Origin of the sequence: Allobosea sp. UNC402CLCol, assembly GCF_000745475.1 — a bacterium.
GTDB lineage: Bacteria > Pseudomonadota > Alphaproteobacteria > Rhizobiales > Beijerinckiaceae > Allobosea > Allobosea spartocytisi.
The window spans coordinates 1,051,234-1,068,858 of sequence record NZ_JQJJ01000008.1 but is presented as its reverse complement, the minus strand read 5'-3'; the positions used below and the strand labels follow the sequence as shown (position 1 = coordinate 1,068,858).

The window sequence follows — 17,625 nt, the reverse complement described above, 5'->3', positions numbered from 1 at the left end:
ACGTTCATGCCGCCTGCCGGCCGCCGCCGCATCGAAGCAATGCTGGCCGATTTCGAACCCGATTTCCAGTTCGACGCGCCTTTGCCGCTGCCGCTCGAGGAGTTCGAGGAGCGGCTGCGCAAGGTTCGCCGCGAATGCGTCGTCGCCGGGCGCGATGTCCTGATCGTCCACACCGACATGATCGGCTGGTTTCACACCTCCAACGCTTATCTGCGCTATCTCTGCGACTGGATGCGCGAAGGCGTGCTGATCGTCCCGATGGACGAGGATAAGCCGCTGACATTGCTCTCCTTCTTCACCCAGGCCGTCATTCTGCCGCCTGGCGGCGAGCCGGTCCTGGTCGAGGACATCTGGCAGATCGGGGCGATCGGGCGCGAATATGCCGACCGGCCGGGCTCCTCCGTCGTCAAGACGGCGGAGGCTTGCGCCAAGCTGCTTGGCGGCCTCGTTCCCGCCCGTCCACAGATCGGCTGGATGGGCGACGCCAAATCCGGAGAATTCATCAGTCTGTTGAAGGAGCTGATCCCGGGTGCACAGTTCATCGACGACAGCAGCATCATCGACCGGATGCAGCGCGTGCGGTCGCCGCGCGAGGTCGACATGTTCCGGGCGGCATCGCAACTGATCGATATCGGCATCCAGGCGGCCTATCACGTGGCGAGGCCCGGCGTGACCGATCATGAGATCTTCGCCGCCTTCACCTACGCGCAACTGGCGCGGGGCGGTGAAACGGCAGATGGCTACCAGATCGGCGCGAACGCCTTCGGCACCCATTGCGGCAAGCCCTATGGCCACGTCATGCGGTCCGGCGATATCGCCAATCTCTACATCTCGAACGTGACCTTCCGCGGCTACAACGCCCAGACCTCCCGCATGATCGCCTTCGGCGACATCACCGATCGGCAGGAGCTGGTGCTGTCAGCCTGCGAGGAGGGGGTGAAGCGCGCCGAGAAGCTGATCCGCCCCGGTGCGCTGATGCGGGACATCAACAACGCCGCTTTCGAGCCACTGATCGAGAAGGGGCTCCTGACATCTCCGGAGACGCGCACCATGCCTTATAACTGGAGCACGGCCGAGGATGGCGGGCCGCGGCTGATCAAGCGGCAGCAGGTCAGCGCCCCCGACTGGGAGGCGCAGGGCCGCAAGCTGATGCACGTCTATCCGGCGACGCACGGCCCCCATAACCCGAATATCGGCCACGCCGTCGGCATGGCCGGGGCAGGCAACAGCTTCAACCTCGCCTCTCATAATTACGACCGTCTGGAGGAAGGCATGGTCTTTGTCCTGCATGCGCAATGGCTGGAGCCGCTCTCGGCAGGCGCCAATCTCGGCGACTTCTACGCCGTGACATCAGACGGCTTCGAGAACCTGAGCTGTCACACGCCCTTGGCCACGCATCGCGTTCGGATTTGAAATGAAGCCGCGCAATCGGCCGTTTCCGAGTGCCGAGCGCGCTCGGCGTCGAATACCGGCCGACTGGCGCGCAGAAGGACAAGGCGCGCGCGCAATGATCGGGAGACGCTTGCCTTCACGGTGAACGTCGTTCCCAATGCGCTGGTCGCCGGGATGAATGTCTGCGCCGTGCCGTTTCCTGCCGGGGCCGACGAACTGGCGGAAGCGGGCCTGACCGCGCGGCCCGACGAAAAGGCGCCTTGTCCCTGGATTGGCGAGGCGCCGGCCGCCTTCGAATGCTGCCACCACACCACGCTCGGCATCGGCAATTCGCGCGAGATCATTCTCGACGAGGTGGTCTATGCGCATTTCCGGGCAGACGCGGTCAATGAGCGACGGCATGTCGACCCTGCCACGCTCGACGCGGTCGATCGCATAGGCGGACAGGGCGACGCGACGACGCACGACTATTTCGACCTGCCAACGCTATCCGTGGACGATGGGAAGGCCGCCCGGGCGGCGCGAATGCGCGCAACCTGCCGAAGGATGATCGCTAAGAAGCGCTGCAGGGTTCCGTGCGGTATGCTCACTGGAAGACAGCGCCCTTCGGCGGAGGGACCCGCTGCGCACCCGCTTCGATCGACTCATCACAGTGCCCGAAACCGGACCGTGTGAGAGTCGGCAATGGGCCAAAGTCCGACTTCGCCCTAATGTGACGGCAGCCTTTCTTCCAGCCAGCCCTCCCGTGCCCTCAGCTGAGATCGAAATCGCTTGCACGATAAAAGGCGCCCGGCATGAGCCGGGCGCCTTACGAGTTTGCGGAACTCTTCCTGCAATCGCGGCAACATTATGCCTCGATTTTCACACGAGGCAGTTGGAACTCCTTGAGCGCCCGTTGAATCCGCATTTCTTGCAACCCAAACATCCACCGATACATAGCAGTGCCAAACTTGCGGCGTATCGGTGCCACATTGCCGCTTGGGGCGCCAATGCTACTGCGCTCTGAGACTTTGTGACAGTTTTCATGACGGAATGTCATGTGGCTGTCATACTGAGGGTGTTCTGACGAGGTCGCTGCAAACAGCGACCCAGAGAGGACATCTCAATGCGCAAGATTCTCGTTCTCGCGGCCGTTGCCGCCGGGATCGCCGGTTCCGCCCAGGCTGCCGACATCACCGGCGCCGGCGCGACCTTCCCCTTCCCGATCTATTCGAAATGGGCCGAGGCCTATCAGAAGGAAGCCGGCATCGGCCTGAACTACCAGTCGATCGGCTCGGGTGGCGGCATCCGCCAGATCAAGGCGAAGACCGTCGCCTTCGGTGCGACCGACGCCCCGCTCAAGGGCGAGGAGCTCTCCAAGGACGGCCTGATCCAGTTCCCGACCGTGATGGGCGGCGTCGTTCCGGCTGTGAACATCGCCGGCATCGAGCCGGGCAAGCTCAAGCTCTCGGGCGAGATCGTCGCCGGGATCTATCTCGGCGAGATCAAGAAGTGGAACGACCCGAAGATCGTCGCGCTCAACGGCGATCTGAAGCTCCCCGACGCCAACATCAACCCGGTCTACCGTTCGGACGGCTCGGGCACGACCTTCGTCTTCACCGACTACCTCTCCAAGGTTTCGGCCGAGTGGAAGACCAAGATCGGCAACAACACCGCCGTGCAGTGGCCGGTCGGTATCGGCGGCAAGGGCAATGAGGGCGTTTCCGCTTCGGTGAAGCAGGTCGCGAACTCGATCGGCTATGTCGAGTACGCCTATGCCAAGCAGAACAAGCTCTCCTACGCCCTGGTGAAGAATGCCGACGGCAACTTCCCGATGCCGACGATCGAGGCCTTCCAGGCCGCGGCCGCCAATGCCGACTGGAAAGAGCAGCCGGGCTTCGGCATCTCGCTCAACAACCAGAAGGGCAAGGATGCCTGGCCGATCACCTCGGCGACCTTCATCCTGGTCCATGCCAAGCCGGAAAGCCCGGCCGACGTGCAGGCCGCGCTGAAGTTCTTCGACTGGGCCTACAAGAGCGGCGACAAGCTGGCGAGCGATCTCGACTACGTGCCGCTCCCGGCCAACGTCAAGGACGAGGTCCGCGCCGCCTGGAAGGGCGTGACCGACAACTCCGGCAAGCCGATCTTCTGATGGCAGCCTGACCGACAGGGCGAGGCGGGTTATCCCGCCTTGCCCGACCACGCTCAGCCTTCATCCTGAGGAGCCGCCGGTCGCGGCACCGGAGGCTCTTCAGGATGAGGGCTGAGGCCGATCGAACCGGACCGGCTCGAGCAGCCTCGGCGACATTATCGGAGCCTCGCGGAATGACCGCCGTAACCGACATGAAAAGCATTCCCCCGGCGCCGGTGATCCGGAAGACGCCGAAGGCGACCTTCGATCTCGTCTTCCGCAATGCGAGCTTCCTCGCCGCGCTGCTGGTGCTGGTGCTGCTCGCCGGCATCATGCTCTCGATGATCGTCGGCGGCTGGCCGGCCTTCCGCGAATTCGGCCTCGGCTTCATCACCTCCAGCGTCTGGGATACGCAGAACGAGCAGTACGGCGCCTGGCCGGCGATCGTCGGCACGCTCTCGACGGCGTTGATCGCGCTCGTCATCGGCGTGCCGCTCTCGCTCGGCATCGCCGTGTTCCTGACGCAGCTCGCCCCGCCCTGGTTCAAGCGGCCGGTCGCGACCGCGATCGAGCTGCTCGCCGCCGTACCCTCGATCATCTACGGCATGTGGGGGCTGTTCGTCTTCGCGCCGCTCTTCGCGGCCTATGTCCAGATCCCGCTCTCGAATATCGTCGAGGGCATCCCGATCGTCGGCACGGTGCTCTATTCGCGCTCGCCCTCGGGCCTTGGCATCTTCACCGCGGGCATCATCCTCGCCTTCATGATCGTGCCCTTCATCGCCTCGATCACCCGCGACATGCTGGAGCAGATCCCCTCGGTGCTGCGCGAGAGCGCCTATGGAATTGGGGCGACCACCTGGGAAGTCGTGCGCCATGTGCTGGTGCCGCAGGCCGGCGTCTCGATCATCGGCGCGATCATGCTCGGGCTCGGCCGTGCGCTCGGCGAGACGATGGCGGTGACCTTCGTGGTCGGCAACGCCAACCGGCTCTCGGCCTCGATCCTCGACCCCGGCTCGACCATCGCCTCGCGCATCGCCAACGAGTTCAACGAGGCGATGGGCCTGCAGCTCAATTCGCTGATCGCGCTGGGCTGCATCCTGTTCTTCGTCACCTTCGTCGTCCTCGTCATCGCGCGGCTGCTGGTCGCCCGGGTCAAGAAATTCTGAGGTCTGGGTCAGATGAGCATGTCCACCTCTTCCGCACCGGCCGCATCGCACATCGCCTGGGGGCGCGTGCGCCAGTCGCGCCGCACCGCCGACCGCGCGATGAAGGTCATCGCCACCGGCTTCACCTTCTGCGCCATCTTCGTGCTGTTCTGGATTCTCGGCATGCTGCTGGTGAAGGGCATCGGCGGGCTCTCGCTCGCGACCTTCACCCATGTCACGCCCGGGCCGGGCTCCGAGGGCGGCGGCCTCGCCAACGCCATCGTCGGCTCGATCGTGCTGACCTTCCTGGGCATTGCGGTGGCGACGCCGATCGGCGTGCTCGCCGGCACCTGGCTGGCGGAATACGGCCGCGGCTCCAAGCTCGCCAACATCATCCGCTTCATCAACGACATCCTGCTCTCGGCGCCGTCGATCCTGATCGGCCTGTTCGTCTACGTCATCCTGGTCGAGCCGTTCCGCGGGTATTCGGGCTGGGCCGGCGGCGTCGCGCTCGGCATCATCGCGATCCCGGTCATCGTGCGCACCACCGAGGACATGCTCAGCCTCGTGCCCGGCCCGCTGCGCGAGGCAGGCTCGGCGCTCGGCGCGCCGCCTTCCGTCGTCATCACCAGTGTGACCTGGCGCGCGGCGAAGGCCGGCATGGTCACTGGCATCCTGCTGGCACTCGCCCGCATCGCCGGCGAGACGGCGCCGCTGATCTTCACGGCGCTGAACAACAATTTCTGGTTCTCGCCCAATCTCGTCGGCGGCGTTTCCAACCTGCCGGTCACGATCTACCAGTTCGCCTCCGCCCCTTACGAGAACTGGCAGCAACTCGCCTGGGCCGGTTCGCTGATCATCACGATCTCGATCCTGCTGCTCTCGATCATCGCTCGGCGCGTCGTCGCCGGCGGCAAATAAGACTTGAATCCAGCCCGGTCGCGCCCGACCTTGAGGACCATGTCGATGCTTTCGACCCTTGAACTCTCCCCGCAGTCGCTCGATGCCGAGGCTCCCGTCCGGATCGCGGTGAAAAACCTCGATTTCTACTACGGCGAGCACAAGGCGCTGAAGAACATCAATCTCGACTTCCGTGACCGCCATGTCACGGCGCTGATCGGGCCTTCGGGCTGCGGCAAGTCGACCCTGCTGCGCATCTTCAACCGGATCTACTCGCTCTATCCGGAGCAGAAGGCGACCGGCGAGATCATGCTCGACGGGCGCAACATCATCTCCAACGACGTCGATGTGAACGAGCTGCGCTCGCGCGTCGGCATGGTGTTCCAGAAGCCGACGCCCTTCCCGATGTCGATCTACGACAACGTCGCCTTCGGCATCCGCCTCTACGAGAAGCCGCCGAAGTCGGAGCTCGACGACCGCGTAGAGGGCGCACTGCGCCGCGCCGCGCTCTGGGACGAGGTCAAGGACAAGCTGAAGAGCTCCGGCATGGGCCTCTCCGGCGGCCAGCAGCAGCGCCTGTGCATCGCGCGCACCATCGCGCAGAAGCCGGAAGTGATCCTGTTCGACGAGCCGACCTCGGCGCTCGACCCGATCTCGACCGGCAAGATCGAGGACCTGCTGGAGCAGCTCAAGAGCGACTTCACCATCGCCATCGTCACCCACAACATGCAGCAGGCGGCGCGCATCTCGCAGTACACGGCCTTCATGTATCTCGGCGAGGTCATCGAGTTCGCGCCGACCAACACGATCTTCATGAACCCGGCGAAGAAGCAGACGCAGGATTACGTCACCGGCCGGTTCGGCTGAGCGGCGACGGAGGAGGAACCCCATGACCGACCATATCGTCCGCTCCTACGACGCCGATCTCGAAGGCCTTCGCCGCAGCCTCGCCGAAATGGGCGGGATGGCCGAGCGCATGCTCGGCGATGCGACCGTGGCGCTGGTGCGCCGCGACACCACGCTGGCCCAGAAGATCATCTCCGCCGATCAGCGCCTCGACAATCTCCAGCGCGAGGTCGAGGAGAAGGCGGTGCTGACCATCGCCCGGCGCCAGCCGCTGGCCAACGATCTGCGCGAGCTGATCTCCGCCATCCGCATCGCGGCGGATGTCGAGCGTGTCGGCGATCTCGCCAAGAACATCGCCAAGCGCGCCGTCGCCATCTCCGGGCAGTTCCAGCCGCCGCACCGCGCCGTGGTCGGGCTGGAGCACATCAGCCGCCTCGTTCAGGCGCAGCTCAAGGACGTGCTCGACGCCTATGCCGCCGGCAACGAGCAGAAGGCGCTCGAGGTCTGGCGCCGCGACGATGAGATCGACGCGCTCTACACCTCGCTGTTCCGCGAGCTCCTGACCTATATGATGGAAGATCCGCGCAACATCACCTTCTGCACGCATCTTCTGTTCTGCGCCAAGAACATCGAGCGCATCGGCGACCACACCACCAACATCGCCGAGACGATCCACTATCTCATCACCGGTGACTCGCTCGACGCGAACCGGCCGAAGCTCGACACGACCAATATCGAGGTCGAGGCGATCACGGGTAGCTGAGGCTAAGGAATCATGGCGGCACGCATCCTGATCGTCGAGGACGAAGAGCCTCTCACCCTGCTGCTGCGCTACAACCTCGAAGCCGAGGGCTTCGAGGTCGACAGCGTGGCGCGGGGGGACGACGCCGAACTGCATCTGCGCGACCACACGCCCGATCTGGTGCTGCTGGACTGGATGCTGCCGGGCCTTTCCGGCATCGAGCTCTGCCGCCGGCTGCGCTCGCGGCGCGACACCGAGCGGGTGCCGATCATCATGTTGACGGCGCGCGGCGAGGAGACCGAGCGGGTGCGCGGGCTCGCGACCGGCGCCGACGACTATGTCGTGAAGCCGTTCTCCCTGCCGGAGCTGACCGCGCGCATCCAGGCGCTGCTGCGCCGGGCGAAGCCCGGCCATGTCGCCGGTCTTCTGCAGGCGGGCGACCTCGAGCTCGACCGCACCACGCGGCGCGTCCGCCGCGCCGGCAGCGAGCTGCATCTGGGACCGACCGAGTTCCGCCTGCTCGAGTTCCTGATGCAGGCACCGGGCCGCGTCTATTCCCGCGCCCAGCTCCTCGACGCCGTCTGGGGCCGGGACGTCTATATCGACGAGCGCACGGTCGACGTGCATGTCGGCCGCCTGCGCAAGGCGATCACGCCTGCCGACGCCAAGGACCCGCTCCGGACCGTGCGCGGCGCGGGCTATGCCTTCGACGAGACGTTCGCCAGAAGCTGACTGCCGCCGGAGCTGACACGCGAGCCGAGCCCCGGCTCGCAGCGCCCGTGCTTCAGGTGTCGGGGCCGCCCTCGATATCGGCGGCCCAGGCCAGCGCGGCTTCGCGCTCGGCCGGCGGGAAGGTGCGGATCTCGACGAAGGGGACCACCGGGGCGAAGAGCCGCGCGACGCGATCGAGCCAGCCCTTCTCGACGATGATCGCCTCCTTGGGGAAGCGCCTGAGTTCCCAGAGCTTGCCGAAGCTGTAGCGCGCGTCCTTCCAGGCCGCGGCGAAGGTCATGTCGTCGAAGGCGGTGATGTCGGCGAGGATCGAGACCTTCTCGTGCCGGCTCAGCCGGTCTTCGACATCGGCGGCGACGCGCTCGATATCGGCCGGCTCGATGGTGCCGCTGAGCGCGATGGCGAGAACATGGTCGGGCGCCGGAAGAATGGTGATCATGGCGGCCTCCTCCTGTACCGATCAACGCATGGCCGGCCGGGAGGTTGCGGGCGCTCAGGCTGCTCGCGTCGCCGCGTCGAAAGCCGCCGCCTCCGTCCTCAGCCAGGCGATGAAGGCGTCGAGGCCGGGGCGCGAGGGCTGGTCCAGGCGGCGGGTCAGCCAGCAGCCGGTGACGCTGGTGAAGCCGATATCGAGCGGGTTGACCAGCGCGCCCGAGGCCAGTTCCTCGGCGACATAGCAGCGTGGCGCCAGCGCGACGCCGAGCCCCGCGACCGCAGCGCGGATGATGACGGAGTAATAGCCGTAGCGGACGGTATGGGCCGGCACCGCGCCGCGCAGGCCATGCGCCTCGGTGAACTCGGCCCAGAAGGCCGGCATCTGGTAATGCTGCAGCAGCGTCATCTTCTGGATGTCGGCGGCGCGGCGGAAACCGCCCATGCGCTCCAGCAATTCGGGCGCGGCGACGAGGGCGACATCGCGGCCGAACAGATAATGCGCCTCCTTGCCGGGCCAGGGCGGGGTGCCGTGGTTGATCTCGATGTCGGGCTCTTCCGTCTCGTTTTCGCTGACATAGTTGGTGAACTGGACGTCGACGCCGGGATGGGCCTCGGCGAAGACGGGGAAGCGCTCCATCAGCCAGCGCTCGCCGGCGATGGCGACCATGTGCAACCGGATCGGCCGGGCGATGGCGACGCGCTCGGCTAGGCGCATCGCACCGCGTTCCATCTGCTCCAGGGCGGCTTCGGCATAGGGCAGGTAGATCGCGCCGGCCTCGGTCAGCTTGAGGCCGACCGGATTGCGCTCGAACAGCACGGTGCCGAGATGGTGCTCGAGCGACAGGATCTGCTTGGAGACCGCGCTCTGCGTCAGGTTGACGACGCCGGCGGCGCGGGCGGTCGAGCCCAGTCGCGCGACGGTGACGAAGGCGCGCATGGCGGTGGAGGAGGGCGGGGGCCGCAAGGCCATGGGTATTCCGTTTTGGACTAGGCTACCGGAGATCGTTTCGTTTGCTGGCTGCCGGGTCAAGAGGTCATTCTTACGCTTGGGGAGGAGGTGCTCGCATGAATTTGACAATCTGCCCGTGCTGCGGTGGTTTCCGCGGACCAACGGCTTCGCGGTCGATGGCGCTTTCGAGAGCCGCCGGCAAGCCTGTCCGGGAGTGCCGTCGATGAGCCATGCCGTCACCTCGCCGGTCGCCAGCCGCGATCTGGCCGCGATCGCGCGACTCAGGATCGTGCCGCGTCGCTTTTATGGGCGCTGGGTCGCGGCGGCGCTCATCATTGCCGTCCTCGCCTGGATTATCGCCGCCTTCGTCAAGGGCGACATCGCCTGGCCGGTGGTCGGACAGTTCTTCACCGCGCCCGCGATCCTCTCCGGTCTCGGCAACACGCTGATCATGACGGTCTGCGCGATGACGCTGGGCATCGTGCTCGGGGTCGTCTTCGCGATCATGTATATGTCGCCGAACCCGGTGCTGCGCAGCGTCGCGCTGTTCTACATCTGGTTCTTCCGCGGCACGCCGCTGCTGCTGCAGCTGCTGATCTGGTTCAACCTGGCGCTGGTCTTCCCGACCATCGGCATTCCCGGGCTGTTCTCCTGGCGCACGATCGACATCATCGGTCCGTTCATGGCGACGCTGCTCGGGCTCGGCATGAACCAGGGCGCCTATACCGCCGAGGTGGTGCGCGGCGGCATCCTCTCCGTCGATACCGGCCAGACCGAAGCCGCCAAGGCGATCGGCATGACGCGGCTGACGACGCTGCGCCGGATCGTGCTGCCGCAGGCGATGCGCGTCATCATCCCGCCGGTCGGCAACGAGGTGATCAGCATGGTGAAGCTGACCTCGGTGGCGAGCGTGATCCAGTATGCCGAGATCCTGCGCAACGCCCAGACGGTCTATTACGCCAATGCCCGCGTCATCGAATTGCTGATCGTCGCCGCCGGCTGGTATCTGCTCGTGGTGACGCTGCTGCAGATCGGGCAGTATTTCCTCGAGCGCCATTTCTCGAAGGGACGCGGCGAGAGGCGGGCGAAACGCACCGTCAAGATCGAGGAGGAGCCGGCATGAGCGCGGCGCAGAACCAGGCGGATGCGGATACCGCCATCGTCACCGTCGCCAATGTCAGCAAGTTCTTCGGCGATCTGAAGGCGCTGAACGACGTCTCGCTCTCGGTCGAGCCCGGCATGGTCCAGTGCATCATCGGGCCGTCCGGCTCGGGCAAGTCCACGCTGCTGCGCTGCATCAACCAGCTCGAGAAGATCGACCAGGGCGCGATCCGCGTCGATGGCGAACTGATCGGCTATCGCCGCGTCGGCGACGAGCTGCACGAGCTGACCGACCCGGAGATCGCGCGCCAGCGCCTCGTCACCGGCATGGTGTTCCAGCGCTTCAACCTGTTCAACCACATGACGGCGCTGCAGAACATCATCGAGGGGCCGCTCACGGTGCTGAAGCGGCCGCGCAAGGAGATCGTCGCGGATGCCATGGCGCTGCTGGAGCGTGTCGGCCTCGCCGAGAAGCGCGACGCCTATCCGAGCGAGCTCTCGGGCGGGCAGCAGCAGCGCATCGCCATCGCCAGGGCGCTGGCGATGAAGCCCAAGCTGATGCTGTTCGACGAGCCGACCTCGGCGCTCGATCCCGAGCTCGTCGGCGAGGTGCTGAACGTGATGCGCGACCTCGCCGCCAGCGGCATGACGATGATCGTCGTCACCCATGAGCTCGGCTTCGCGCGAGAGGTGGCCAACGACGTCGTCTTCATGGACAAGGGCGAGATCGTCGAGCGCGGCACGCCCGACACGGTCCTGGTCGCACCGACCCAGGCCCGCACCCGGGATTTCATCGCAGCCGTCCTGAAATGACGACCGGCGGGATTCTTGTCGTTTTGCGCATGGCTTCAGCGAAAAACCGGTTCCCGCTTCTTCGCGCAATGCTTTGAGTTCATAAGAGGGAGAGACCACATGCTTCGTTTGACACTGACGGCGGCGCTGCTCGCCGCGACCACGCTGGCCGCTCAGGCGCAGACCGTGCCGGACCGGATCAAGACCGCCGGCAAGCTCGTGATCGGAACCCAGCCGAACTATCCGCCGATCACCTCGAAGGACCCGGCGACCAACCAGCTCATCGGCTTCGACATCGAGCTGGGCGAGGCCATCGCCAAGGAACTCGGCCTCAAGGTCGAATGGCAGGAAACGGCCTTCGCCCAGATGCTGCCCTCGATCCAGACCGGCCGCGTCGACATGGCGCTGGCCGGCATGAGCGATCTGCCGGCCCGGCGCGAGCAGGTCGACTTCGTCGATTATCTCGAATCCGGCGCGCAGTTCTACACGGTCACCCCGTTCAAGGACACGGTGAAGAGCCCTGACGACCTCTGCGGCAAGAGCGTCGGCGCCAGCCGCTCGACCAACTGGCCGCAGCAGATCGGCGATTGGAGCCAGGCCAATTGCGTCGCCAAGGGCAAGCCCGCGATCAACGTCGTCGGCACCGAGGGCTCGGTCGATGCCCGCACCCAGCTCAAGACGCAGCGCCTGCAGGGCGGCGTCCAGGGCAGCGAGACGATGAGCCATTTCCAGAAGCTCGAGCCCAACACCTACATCCCGCTCGGCAAGCCGTTCACGACGACGCTGATGGGCATCCCCTTCGCGAAGACGGCCGAGGGCGCGCAGCTGCGCGACGCCGTGAAGGCCGCGCTGGAGAAGCTCCAGGCCAACGGCACCTATGACGCGCTGATCCAGAAATACGGCCTCCTCGACAACCCGCTGAAGCCGGTCTCGATCAACAAGGGCCAGTAGTTCCCTCGCGAATGCGCGGCGGCCTCGAAGCCGCAAGCCGAGGTTCGCTTCGCTACCGTCATCCCGGCCGGTCCGCCCTGCCGGGATGACGTGTTTTTGGGCCGATGAGGCCGGGTGCGGGCCGCGGAGATGGCGGGTGCGATCTCGCCGGGCTTGCGATGGCGGCCGGGCTGCCGTAACCCGGAAGCCTCTTTCCGCGACCCGTCGTTCCCAGCCGCCATGCCAGCCTCGATCACCGACCGCTATGCCGCCCTGGTCGAGGCGGGCGCCATCGAGCGCGATCCGGCCCAGGTCGCCGTCGTCAGGAAGCTCGAGGCGCTGAACGCGGCGCTCGCCGCCCGCCGCCTTGCCCGCAAGGGCAGCGCGCTCGGCTGGCTCTTCGGCAAGAAGCCCGACACCGCCGAGGCGCCGAAGGGGCTCTACATCTGGGGCTCGGTCGGCCGCGGCAAGACCATGCTGATGGACATGTTCTTCGAGTCCGCGCCGGTGAAGCGCAAGCTGCGGGTGCATTTCCACGAGTTCTTGGCCGCGGTGCATGGCCGCATCAACGCCCATCGCCAGAAGATCAAGACCGGCGAGGTCAAGGACGGCGATCCGATCGCGCCGGTCGCGGCGGAACTGGCTGAGGAAGCCTATCTGCTCTGCTTCGACGAGTTCACGGTGACCGACATCGCCGATGCAATGATCCTCGGGCGCTTGTTCACGGCGCTCTTCGCCGCCGGCGTCGTCGTGGTCGCGACCTCGAATGTCGAGCCGTCGCGGCTCTATGAGGGCGGGCTCAACCGGGCGCTGTTCCTGCCCTTCATCGATTTGCTTCAGACCAAGGTCGAGGTGCTCAAGCTCGATGCGCGCACCGATTTCCGGCTGGAGAAGCTCGGTGGCGCGCCGGTCTATCACGTGCCGGCCGATGCGAAGGCGAAAGCTGCGCTCGATGCTGCCTTCAAGGGGCTCTCCGGCGTGGCACAGGGGCCGCGGACCGTGCTCAACGTCCAGGGGCACGAACTCGTGCTGCCGCAGGCGGCCGGCGGCGTAGCGCGGGCAAACTTCGTCGATCTCTGCGCCCAGGCCTATGGCGCCTCGGACTATATCGCGCTGGCGCAGCGCTTCCACACGCTGGTGCTCGACGATATCCCGATCCTCGATTTCGACCGACGCAACGAGGCCAAGCGCTTCATCATCCTGATCGACACGCTCTACGAGCACCATGTGAAGCTCGTCGCCTCGGCGGCGGCCGAGCCGCATGAGCTCTATCGCGCGAACAAGGGGCGCGAGGCCTTCGAGTTCGACCGCACCGTCTCGCGCCTGATCGAGATGCGCTCCGAAGAGTATCTCGCGATGCCGCATGGCCGGCCCGACTCGGCGGCGAGCGGCGACACCACCGGGCTGGTCGAGACGTGAGTGCCGCGGCGGGGGAGGGTAAGGCAGTCATCCTGGGCAAGCTGCGCAGCAGCGCCGACCCGGGATCCATGCCTGAACCTTCGTCGGAAACGCTCCGGCATGGATCCCGGGTCAAGCCCGGGATGACCGAGAGGTTCAACGCAATCTCGGGATTGGGGGCCCGCTGAGCCATGCCGCAGCGCGAGCCGAGCGAGACACGCATCCTCACGGTCGCCAGCGAGCACCTGCGGACGTTCGGGCTGAAGCGCTTCACCGTCGTCGCCGTGGCGGAAGAGGCGGGCATGACCCATGCCAATGTCTATCGCTATTTTCCGTCCAAGGGGGCGCTGATCGATGCGGTGGTCGATCTCTGGCTCAAGGCGACGGAGCGGCGGCTCGCCGACATCGCCGATGGCCCCGACCCGGCCGATGACAAGCTCGAGCGGCTGATCCTGGCGCTCGCCAAGGCCAATCGCGACCTGCTGAGCGAGGATCCGCATCTCTTCGCGGCGCTGTCGCTCGCCGTCGCCAAGCGCCATGCCATCAGCCGGCGCAACCGGACGCGGGTCAGAGCGCTGTTCGAGCGCGTCGTCGACGAGGGAATCGCCACCGGCGTGTTCGAGCCGCGCGATCGCGACCGGGCCATCGCCTTCGTCATCGATGCGACGCATCGCTTCATCCATCCGGCCTCGCTGGCGCTGGAAGCCGACGTGCCGCTGGCCTCGGTCGATACCCGCCTCTCGACGCTGATCCGCGTCATCCTGCGGGTGCTCGGTAGCGGCATCGTGTGAAAAAATTTGGTGACCAATTACAATTTCTGTAAATTGTAATTGCCCGATTTTTGCCCCAAACGACTGAAAGTCGACATGGAGCCTCTTGCAAGTCATTGAAAAAAAAGAGGCCGCCTGTTTCGCCGCGCGAATGGGAGCGCCTCGCCCCGCAAAAGCCGTGTTTTCTGCGAGGGTTGCGGCAAAAGGGCGGTTTGGGCCAAAGGAAGCCACGGTTTGGCCGGCCCGCTGGCCATCGTAGCGCCAAGGTATTTTGGCCAAGGCATTCCGGATGTCGAAAGCCGGCCGCAGCCGGCTTCGATCGAAGCGCCAGAAGAGAAGGACTAGGCTATGGCCCGCAAGAAGATTGCCCTCATCGGTTCAGGCCAGATCGGCGGCACGCTCGCCCACCTCGCCGGCCTGAAGGAACTCGGGGACGTCGTCCTCTTCGACATCGCCGAGGGCATCCCGCAGGGCAAGGGCCTCGACATCGCCGAATCCGCGCCGGTCGACGGCTTCGACGCCGGCTACAAGGGCACGAACTCCTACGAGGACATCAAGGGCGCCGACGTGATCATCGTCACCGCCGGCGTGCCCCGCAAGCCCGGCATGAGCCGCGACGACCTGATCGGCATCAACCTCAAGGTGATGAAGGCGGTCGGCGAAGGCATCAAGCAATATGCGCCGAAGGCCTTCGTGATCTGCATCACCAACCCGCTCGATGCGATGGTCTGGGCGCTCCAGAAGTTCTCCGGCGTCAAGCCGAACATGATCTGCGGCATGGCCGGCGTGCTCGATAGCGCCCGCTTCCGCTACTTCCTCGCCGAAGAGTTCAACGTCTCGGTCAAGGACGTCTCGGCCTTCGTGCTCGGCGGCCATGGCGACGACATGGTGCCGCTGGTCCGTTACTCCGGCGTCGCCGGCATCCCGCTGCCCGACCTCGTCAAGATGAAGTGGACGACGCAGGAGAAGCTGGACGCCATCGTCGAGCGTACCCGCAAGGGCGGCGGCGAGATCGTCAACCTGCTCAAGACCGGCTCGGCCTTCTATGCGCCTGCCGCTTCCGCCATCGCGATGGCCGAGAGCTATCTCAAGGACCAGAAGCGCGTGCTGCCGGCGGCCGCCGCGCTGAAGGGCCAGTACGGCGTCAAGGACATGTTCGTCGGCGTGCCGGTGGTGATCGGAGCCAAGGGCGTCGAGCGCGTCGTGAAGATCCGCCTCAACGGCGCCGAGAAGGAGATGCTGGCGAAGTCGGTGGCTTCGGTGCAGAGCCTGATCGACGCCTGCAAGAGCGTCGATCCGTCGCTGGCCGGCTGAGGCATGCGCCCGGCGCAGGCACATATCCGGCAGGTGTTCGGGGGACGGCTCAGCCCGTCACCCGAACCGCAGCACCTTCTTGACCAGATGGGTGAAGGAGCCGCGGCTCTTCTTGCGTTCGACGTCGGCCTGGCTTCTGAGCCAGGTCATCTGGACGACGCGCCGCTCGCCGACGAAGGATGTGTGTCCGTGCCAGGAGTTGTCGGCGCGACGGAACGCGAAGAGCGAGCCGGTGATCGGGCTGATCTCTTCCTTCATGTTCTCGAAATCGGTGCCGTTGTAGAGCACCCGCAGACGTCCGGCCGGCGAGTCCTGCCAGGCGTCGTTGAGATAGACGAGCAAGGTCGCGATCTTCGACTCGCTGTCGGTGTGGATGCGTCCATCCTTAGCGGCGGAGAGCTTGCGGATCGTGATCATCTTCGGCTTGTCGACGAGGTCGATGTCGAGCTTTTCGGAGACGATTTCGGCCATCTCGCGGCTCTTCATCTCCTCCAGGAGTTTCGCGAAGGTGCCGTGCCGGTTGACGTCCTCTTCGGGGTGGTAGCCGGACTCGCGGATGTCGGGGAAGTCGTTGCGCAGGCCGTCCACCGCACCGGGCAGGATGACATCGCTGGCGATGAGATAGTTGTAGGGCTCGCGTTCAGTTCGCGCCGCGCGGACGGAATCGAGGTTGATACAGGAATACGACGTCGCCATTTCACTGTCCTCCCGTCAGATGTTTCATCTGATTGTGGATTTTTATCACCGGAATTCGGACGCGCGCAATCGCAGGCGATGCTCCGCCGCGCCGGGGTTTCGCCATCTTCGATCGTATGGGGCGCCGCACCCGATGCCGGCCCCTTTTTCTTCAAAGCCCAGTCAGGAGCTACCGGATGAACATCCACGAATACCAGGGCAAGGCCATTCTGAAAGAGTATGGCGCGCCCGTCTCCGCCGGCTTCCCGGCGTTGACGGTGGCTGAAGCGGTCGAGGCCGCCAGGAAGCTGCCGGGTCCGCTCTATGTCGTGAAGTCGCAGATCCACGCCGGTGGCCGCGGCAAGGGCAAGTTCAAGGAGCTCGGCCCCGACGCGAAGGGCGGCGTGCGCCTGGCCAAGTCGGTCGAGGAAGTCGAGGCCCACGCCAAGGAAATGCTCGGCAACACGCTGGTCACCGTGCAGACCGGCGAAACCGGCAAGCAGGTCAACCGCCTCTATATCGAGGACGGCTCGGACATCGAGAAGGAGTTCTACCTCTCGGCGCTGGTCGACCGCGAGACCTCGCGCATCGCCTTCGTCATCTCGACCGAGGGCGGCATGGACATCGAGGCCGTCGCCCATGACACGCCCGAGAAGATCGAGACGTTCTCGGTCGATCCCGCGACCGGCATCATGCCGCATCACGGCCGCGCCATGGCGCGCATCCTCGGGCTCTCCGGCGACCTCGCCAAGCAGGCCGGCACCGTGCTCGGCCAGATCTACAACGCGTTCGTGGCCAAGGACATGGACATGCTGGAGATCAACCCGCTGATCGTGACGACCCAGGGCCAGATCAAGTGCCTGGACGCCAAGATCTCGTTCGACTCGAACGCGCTCTATCGCCATCCCGAGATCGTCGCGCTGCGCGATACGACGGAAGAGGACGAGAAGGAGATCGAGGCCTCCAAATACGACCTCGCCTACATCGCGCTCGACGGCACGATCGGCTGCATGGTCAACGGCGCCGGCCTCGCCATGGCGACGCTCGACATCATCCAGCTCTACGGTGAAAGCCCGGCGAACTTCCTCGATGTCGGCGGCGGCGCCAGCGAAGAGAAGGTGACGGCGGCGTTCAAGATCATCACCGCCGATCCGAAGGTGAAGGGCATCCTCGTCAACATCTTCGGCGGCATCATGAAGTGCGACGTCATCGCGCGCGGCGTCATCGCGGCGGTGAAGGCGGTCGGCCTTCAGGTTCCGCTGGTGGTGCGCCTCGAAGGCACCAATGTCGAGGAAGGCAAGCAGATCATCCGCGAGTCCGGCCTCAACGTCATCCCCGCCGATGACCTCGACGACGCCGCGCAGAAGATCGTCGCCGCGGTCAAGAAGGCCTGA

The 17,625-nt window shown here is 65.6% G+C and carries 18 protein-coding genes; 15 read left to right on the top strand and 3 right to left on the bottom strand.

Going from position 1 to position 17,625, the window contains the following annotated elements:
* Window positions 1-6 precede the first annotated feature (6 nt).
* The 8 genes from GY40_RS07130 (at window position 7) to phoB (ending at window position 7,867) form a co-directional block, all read left to right on the top strand.
* Window positions 7-1,413: a M24 family metallopeptidase gene (locus GY40_RS07130; protein ID WP_038359780.1), complete on the top strand. Its 1,407-nt coding sequence runs from the start codon at window positions 7-9 to the stop codon at window positions 1,411-1,413.
* 63 nt (window positions 1,414-1,476) lie between these two features.
* Entirely contained in the window at window positions 1,477-2,067 is a 591-nt protein-coding gene (locus GY40_RS26495) for a flavin reductase family protein (protein WP_282568280.1), read from the top strand.
* A gap of 430 nt (window positions 2,068-2,497) precedes the next feature.
* Window positions 2,498-3,523, top strand: a complete 1,026-nt coding sequence (pstS, locus tag GY40_RS07120; protein WP_038359778.1) for a phosphate ABC transporter substrate-binding protein PstS — start codon at window positions 2,498-2,500, stop codon at window positions 3,521-3,523.
* A gap of 173 nt (window positions 3,524-3,696) precedes the next feature.
* Complete coding sequence (pstC, locus tag GY40_RS07115; RefSeq protein WP_038359776.1) at window positions 3,697-4,668, top strand: phosphate ABC transporter permease subunit PstC; 972 nt, start codon at window positions 3,697-3,699, stop codon at window positions 4,666-4,668.
* 18 nt (window positions 4,669-4,686) lie between these two features.
* Complete coding sequence (gene pstA, locus GY40_RS07110; protein ID WP_038360388.1) at window positions 4,687-5,568, top strand: phosphate ABC transporter permease PstA; 882 nt, start codon at window positions 4,687-4,689, stop codon at window positions 5,566-5,568.
* 39 nt (window positions 5,569-5,607) lie between these two features.
* A complete protein-coding gene (gene pstB, locus GY40_RS07105) occupies window positions 5,608-6,414 on the top strand; it encodes a phosphate ABC transporter ATP-binding protein PstB (protein WP_038359773.1) in 807 nt (268 codons plus the stop codon).
* A gap of 22 nt (window positions 6,415-6,436) precedes the next feature.
* Entirely contained in the window at window positions 6,437-7,156 is a 720-nt protein-coding gene (gene phoU, locus GY40_RS07100; protein ID WP_038359770.1) for a phosphate signaling complex protein PhoU, read from the top strand.
* A gap of 12 nt (window positions 7,157-7,168) precedes the next feature.
* A complete protein-coding gene (gene phoB, locus GY40_RS07095) occupies window positions 7,169-7,867 on the top strand; it encodes a phosphate regulon transcriptional regulator PhoB (RefSeq protein WP_038359768.1) in 699 nt (232 codons plus the stop codon).
* Window positions 7,868-7,919: 52 nt separating this feature from the next.
* Here phoB and GY40_RS07090 read toward each other — a convergent pair whose 3' ends face one another.
* Window positions 7,920-8,306 (bottom strand): SpoIIAA family protein, encoded by a 387-nt coding sequence (locus GY40_RS07090; RefSeq protein ID WP_038359766.1) that lies wholly within the window; start codon window positions 8,304-8,306, stop codon window positions 7,920-7,922.
* 54 nt (window positions 8,307-8,360) lie between these two features.
* On the bottom strand, window positions 8,361-9,272 hold the full coding sequence (locus tag GY40_RS07085) for a LysR substrate-binding domain-containing protein (protein WP_038359764.1): 912 nt from the start codon (window positions 9,270-9,272) through the stop codon (window positions 8,361-8,363).
* A 202-nt stretch (window positions 9,273-9,474) separates the two neighbouring features.
* Between GY40_RS07085 and GY40_RS07080 the strand changes: the two genes are divergently transcribed.
* The 6 genes from GY40_RS07080 to mdh all read left to right on the top strand — a co-directional run bounded on the left by GY40_RS07080 (window position 9,475) and on the right by mdh (window position 15,556).
* Window positions 9,475-10,374 (top strand): amino acid ABC transporter permease, encoded by a 900-nt coding sequence (locus GY40_RS07080; RefSeq protein ID WP_038359762.1) that lies wholly within the window; start codon window positions 9,475-9,477, stop codon window positions 10,372-10,374.
* Entirely contained in the window at window positions 10,371-11,165 is a 795-nt protein-coding gene (locus tag GY40_RS07075; protein ID WP_051987589.1) for an amino acid ABC transporter ATP-binding protein, read from the top strand. Before GY40_RS07080 ends, GY40_RS07075 begins: the two co-directional genes overlap by 4 nt.
* Before the next feature lie 99 nt (window positions 11,166-11,264).
* Window positions 11,265-12,095 (top strand): ABC transporter substrate-binding protein, encoded by an 831-nt coding sequence (locus GY40_RS07070; RefSeq protein ID WP_038359760.1) that lies wholly within the window; start codon window positions 11,265-11,267, stop codon window positions 12,093-12,095.
* Window positions 12,096-12,314: 219 nt separating this feature from the next.
* Window positions 12,315-13,493 (top strand): cell division protein ZapE, encoded by a 1,179-nt coding sequence (zapE, locus tag GY40_RS07065; protein WP_038359758.1) that lies wholly within the window; start codon window positions 12,315-12,317, stop codon window positions 13,491-13,493.
* 170 nt (window positions 13,494-13,663) lie between these two features.
* Window positions 13,664-14,263, top strand: a complete 600-nt coding sequence (locus GY40_RS07060; protein ID WP_038359756.1) for a TetR/AcrR family transcriptional regulator — start codon at window positions 13,664-13,666, stop codon at window positions 14,261-14,263.
* A gap of 327 nt (window positions 14,264-14,590) precedes the next feature.
* Window positions 14,591-15,556 carry a malate dehydrogenase gene (mdh, locus tag GY40_RS07055; RefSeq protein ID WP_038359754.1) on the top strand — a complete coding sequence of 322 codons (966 nt, stop codon included), beginning with the start codon at window positions 14,591-14,593 and terminating at the stop codon, window positions 15,554-15,556.
* 57 nt (window positions 15,557-15,613) lie between these two features.
* Here mdh and GY40_RS07050 read toward each other — a convergent pair whose 3' ends face one another.
* Entirely contained in the window at window positions 15,614-16,252 is a 639-nt protein-coding gene (locus GY40_RS07050; RefSeq protein ID WP_038359752.1) for a 2OG-Fe(II) oxygenase family protein, read from the bottom strand.
* Between the two features lie 176 nt (window positions 16,253-16,428).
* On the opposite strand from GY40_RS07050, the gene sucC reads away from it, so the two are divergent.
* Window positions 16,429-17,625, top strand: a complete 1,197-nt coding sequence (gene sucC, locus GY40_RS07045; RefSeq protein WP_038359749.1) for an ADP-forming succinate--CoA ligase subunit beta — start codon at window positions 16,429-16,431, stop codon at window positions 17,623-17,625.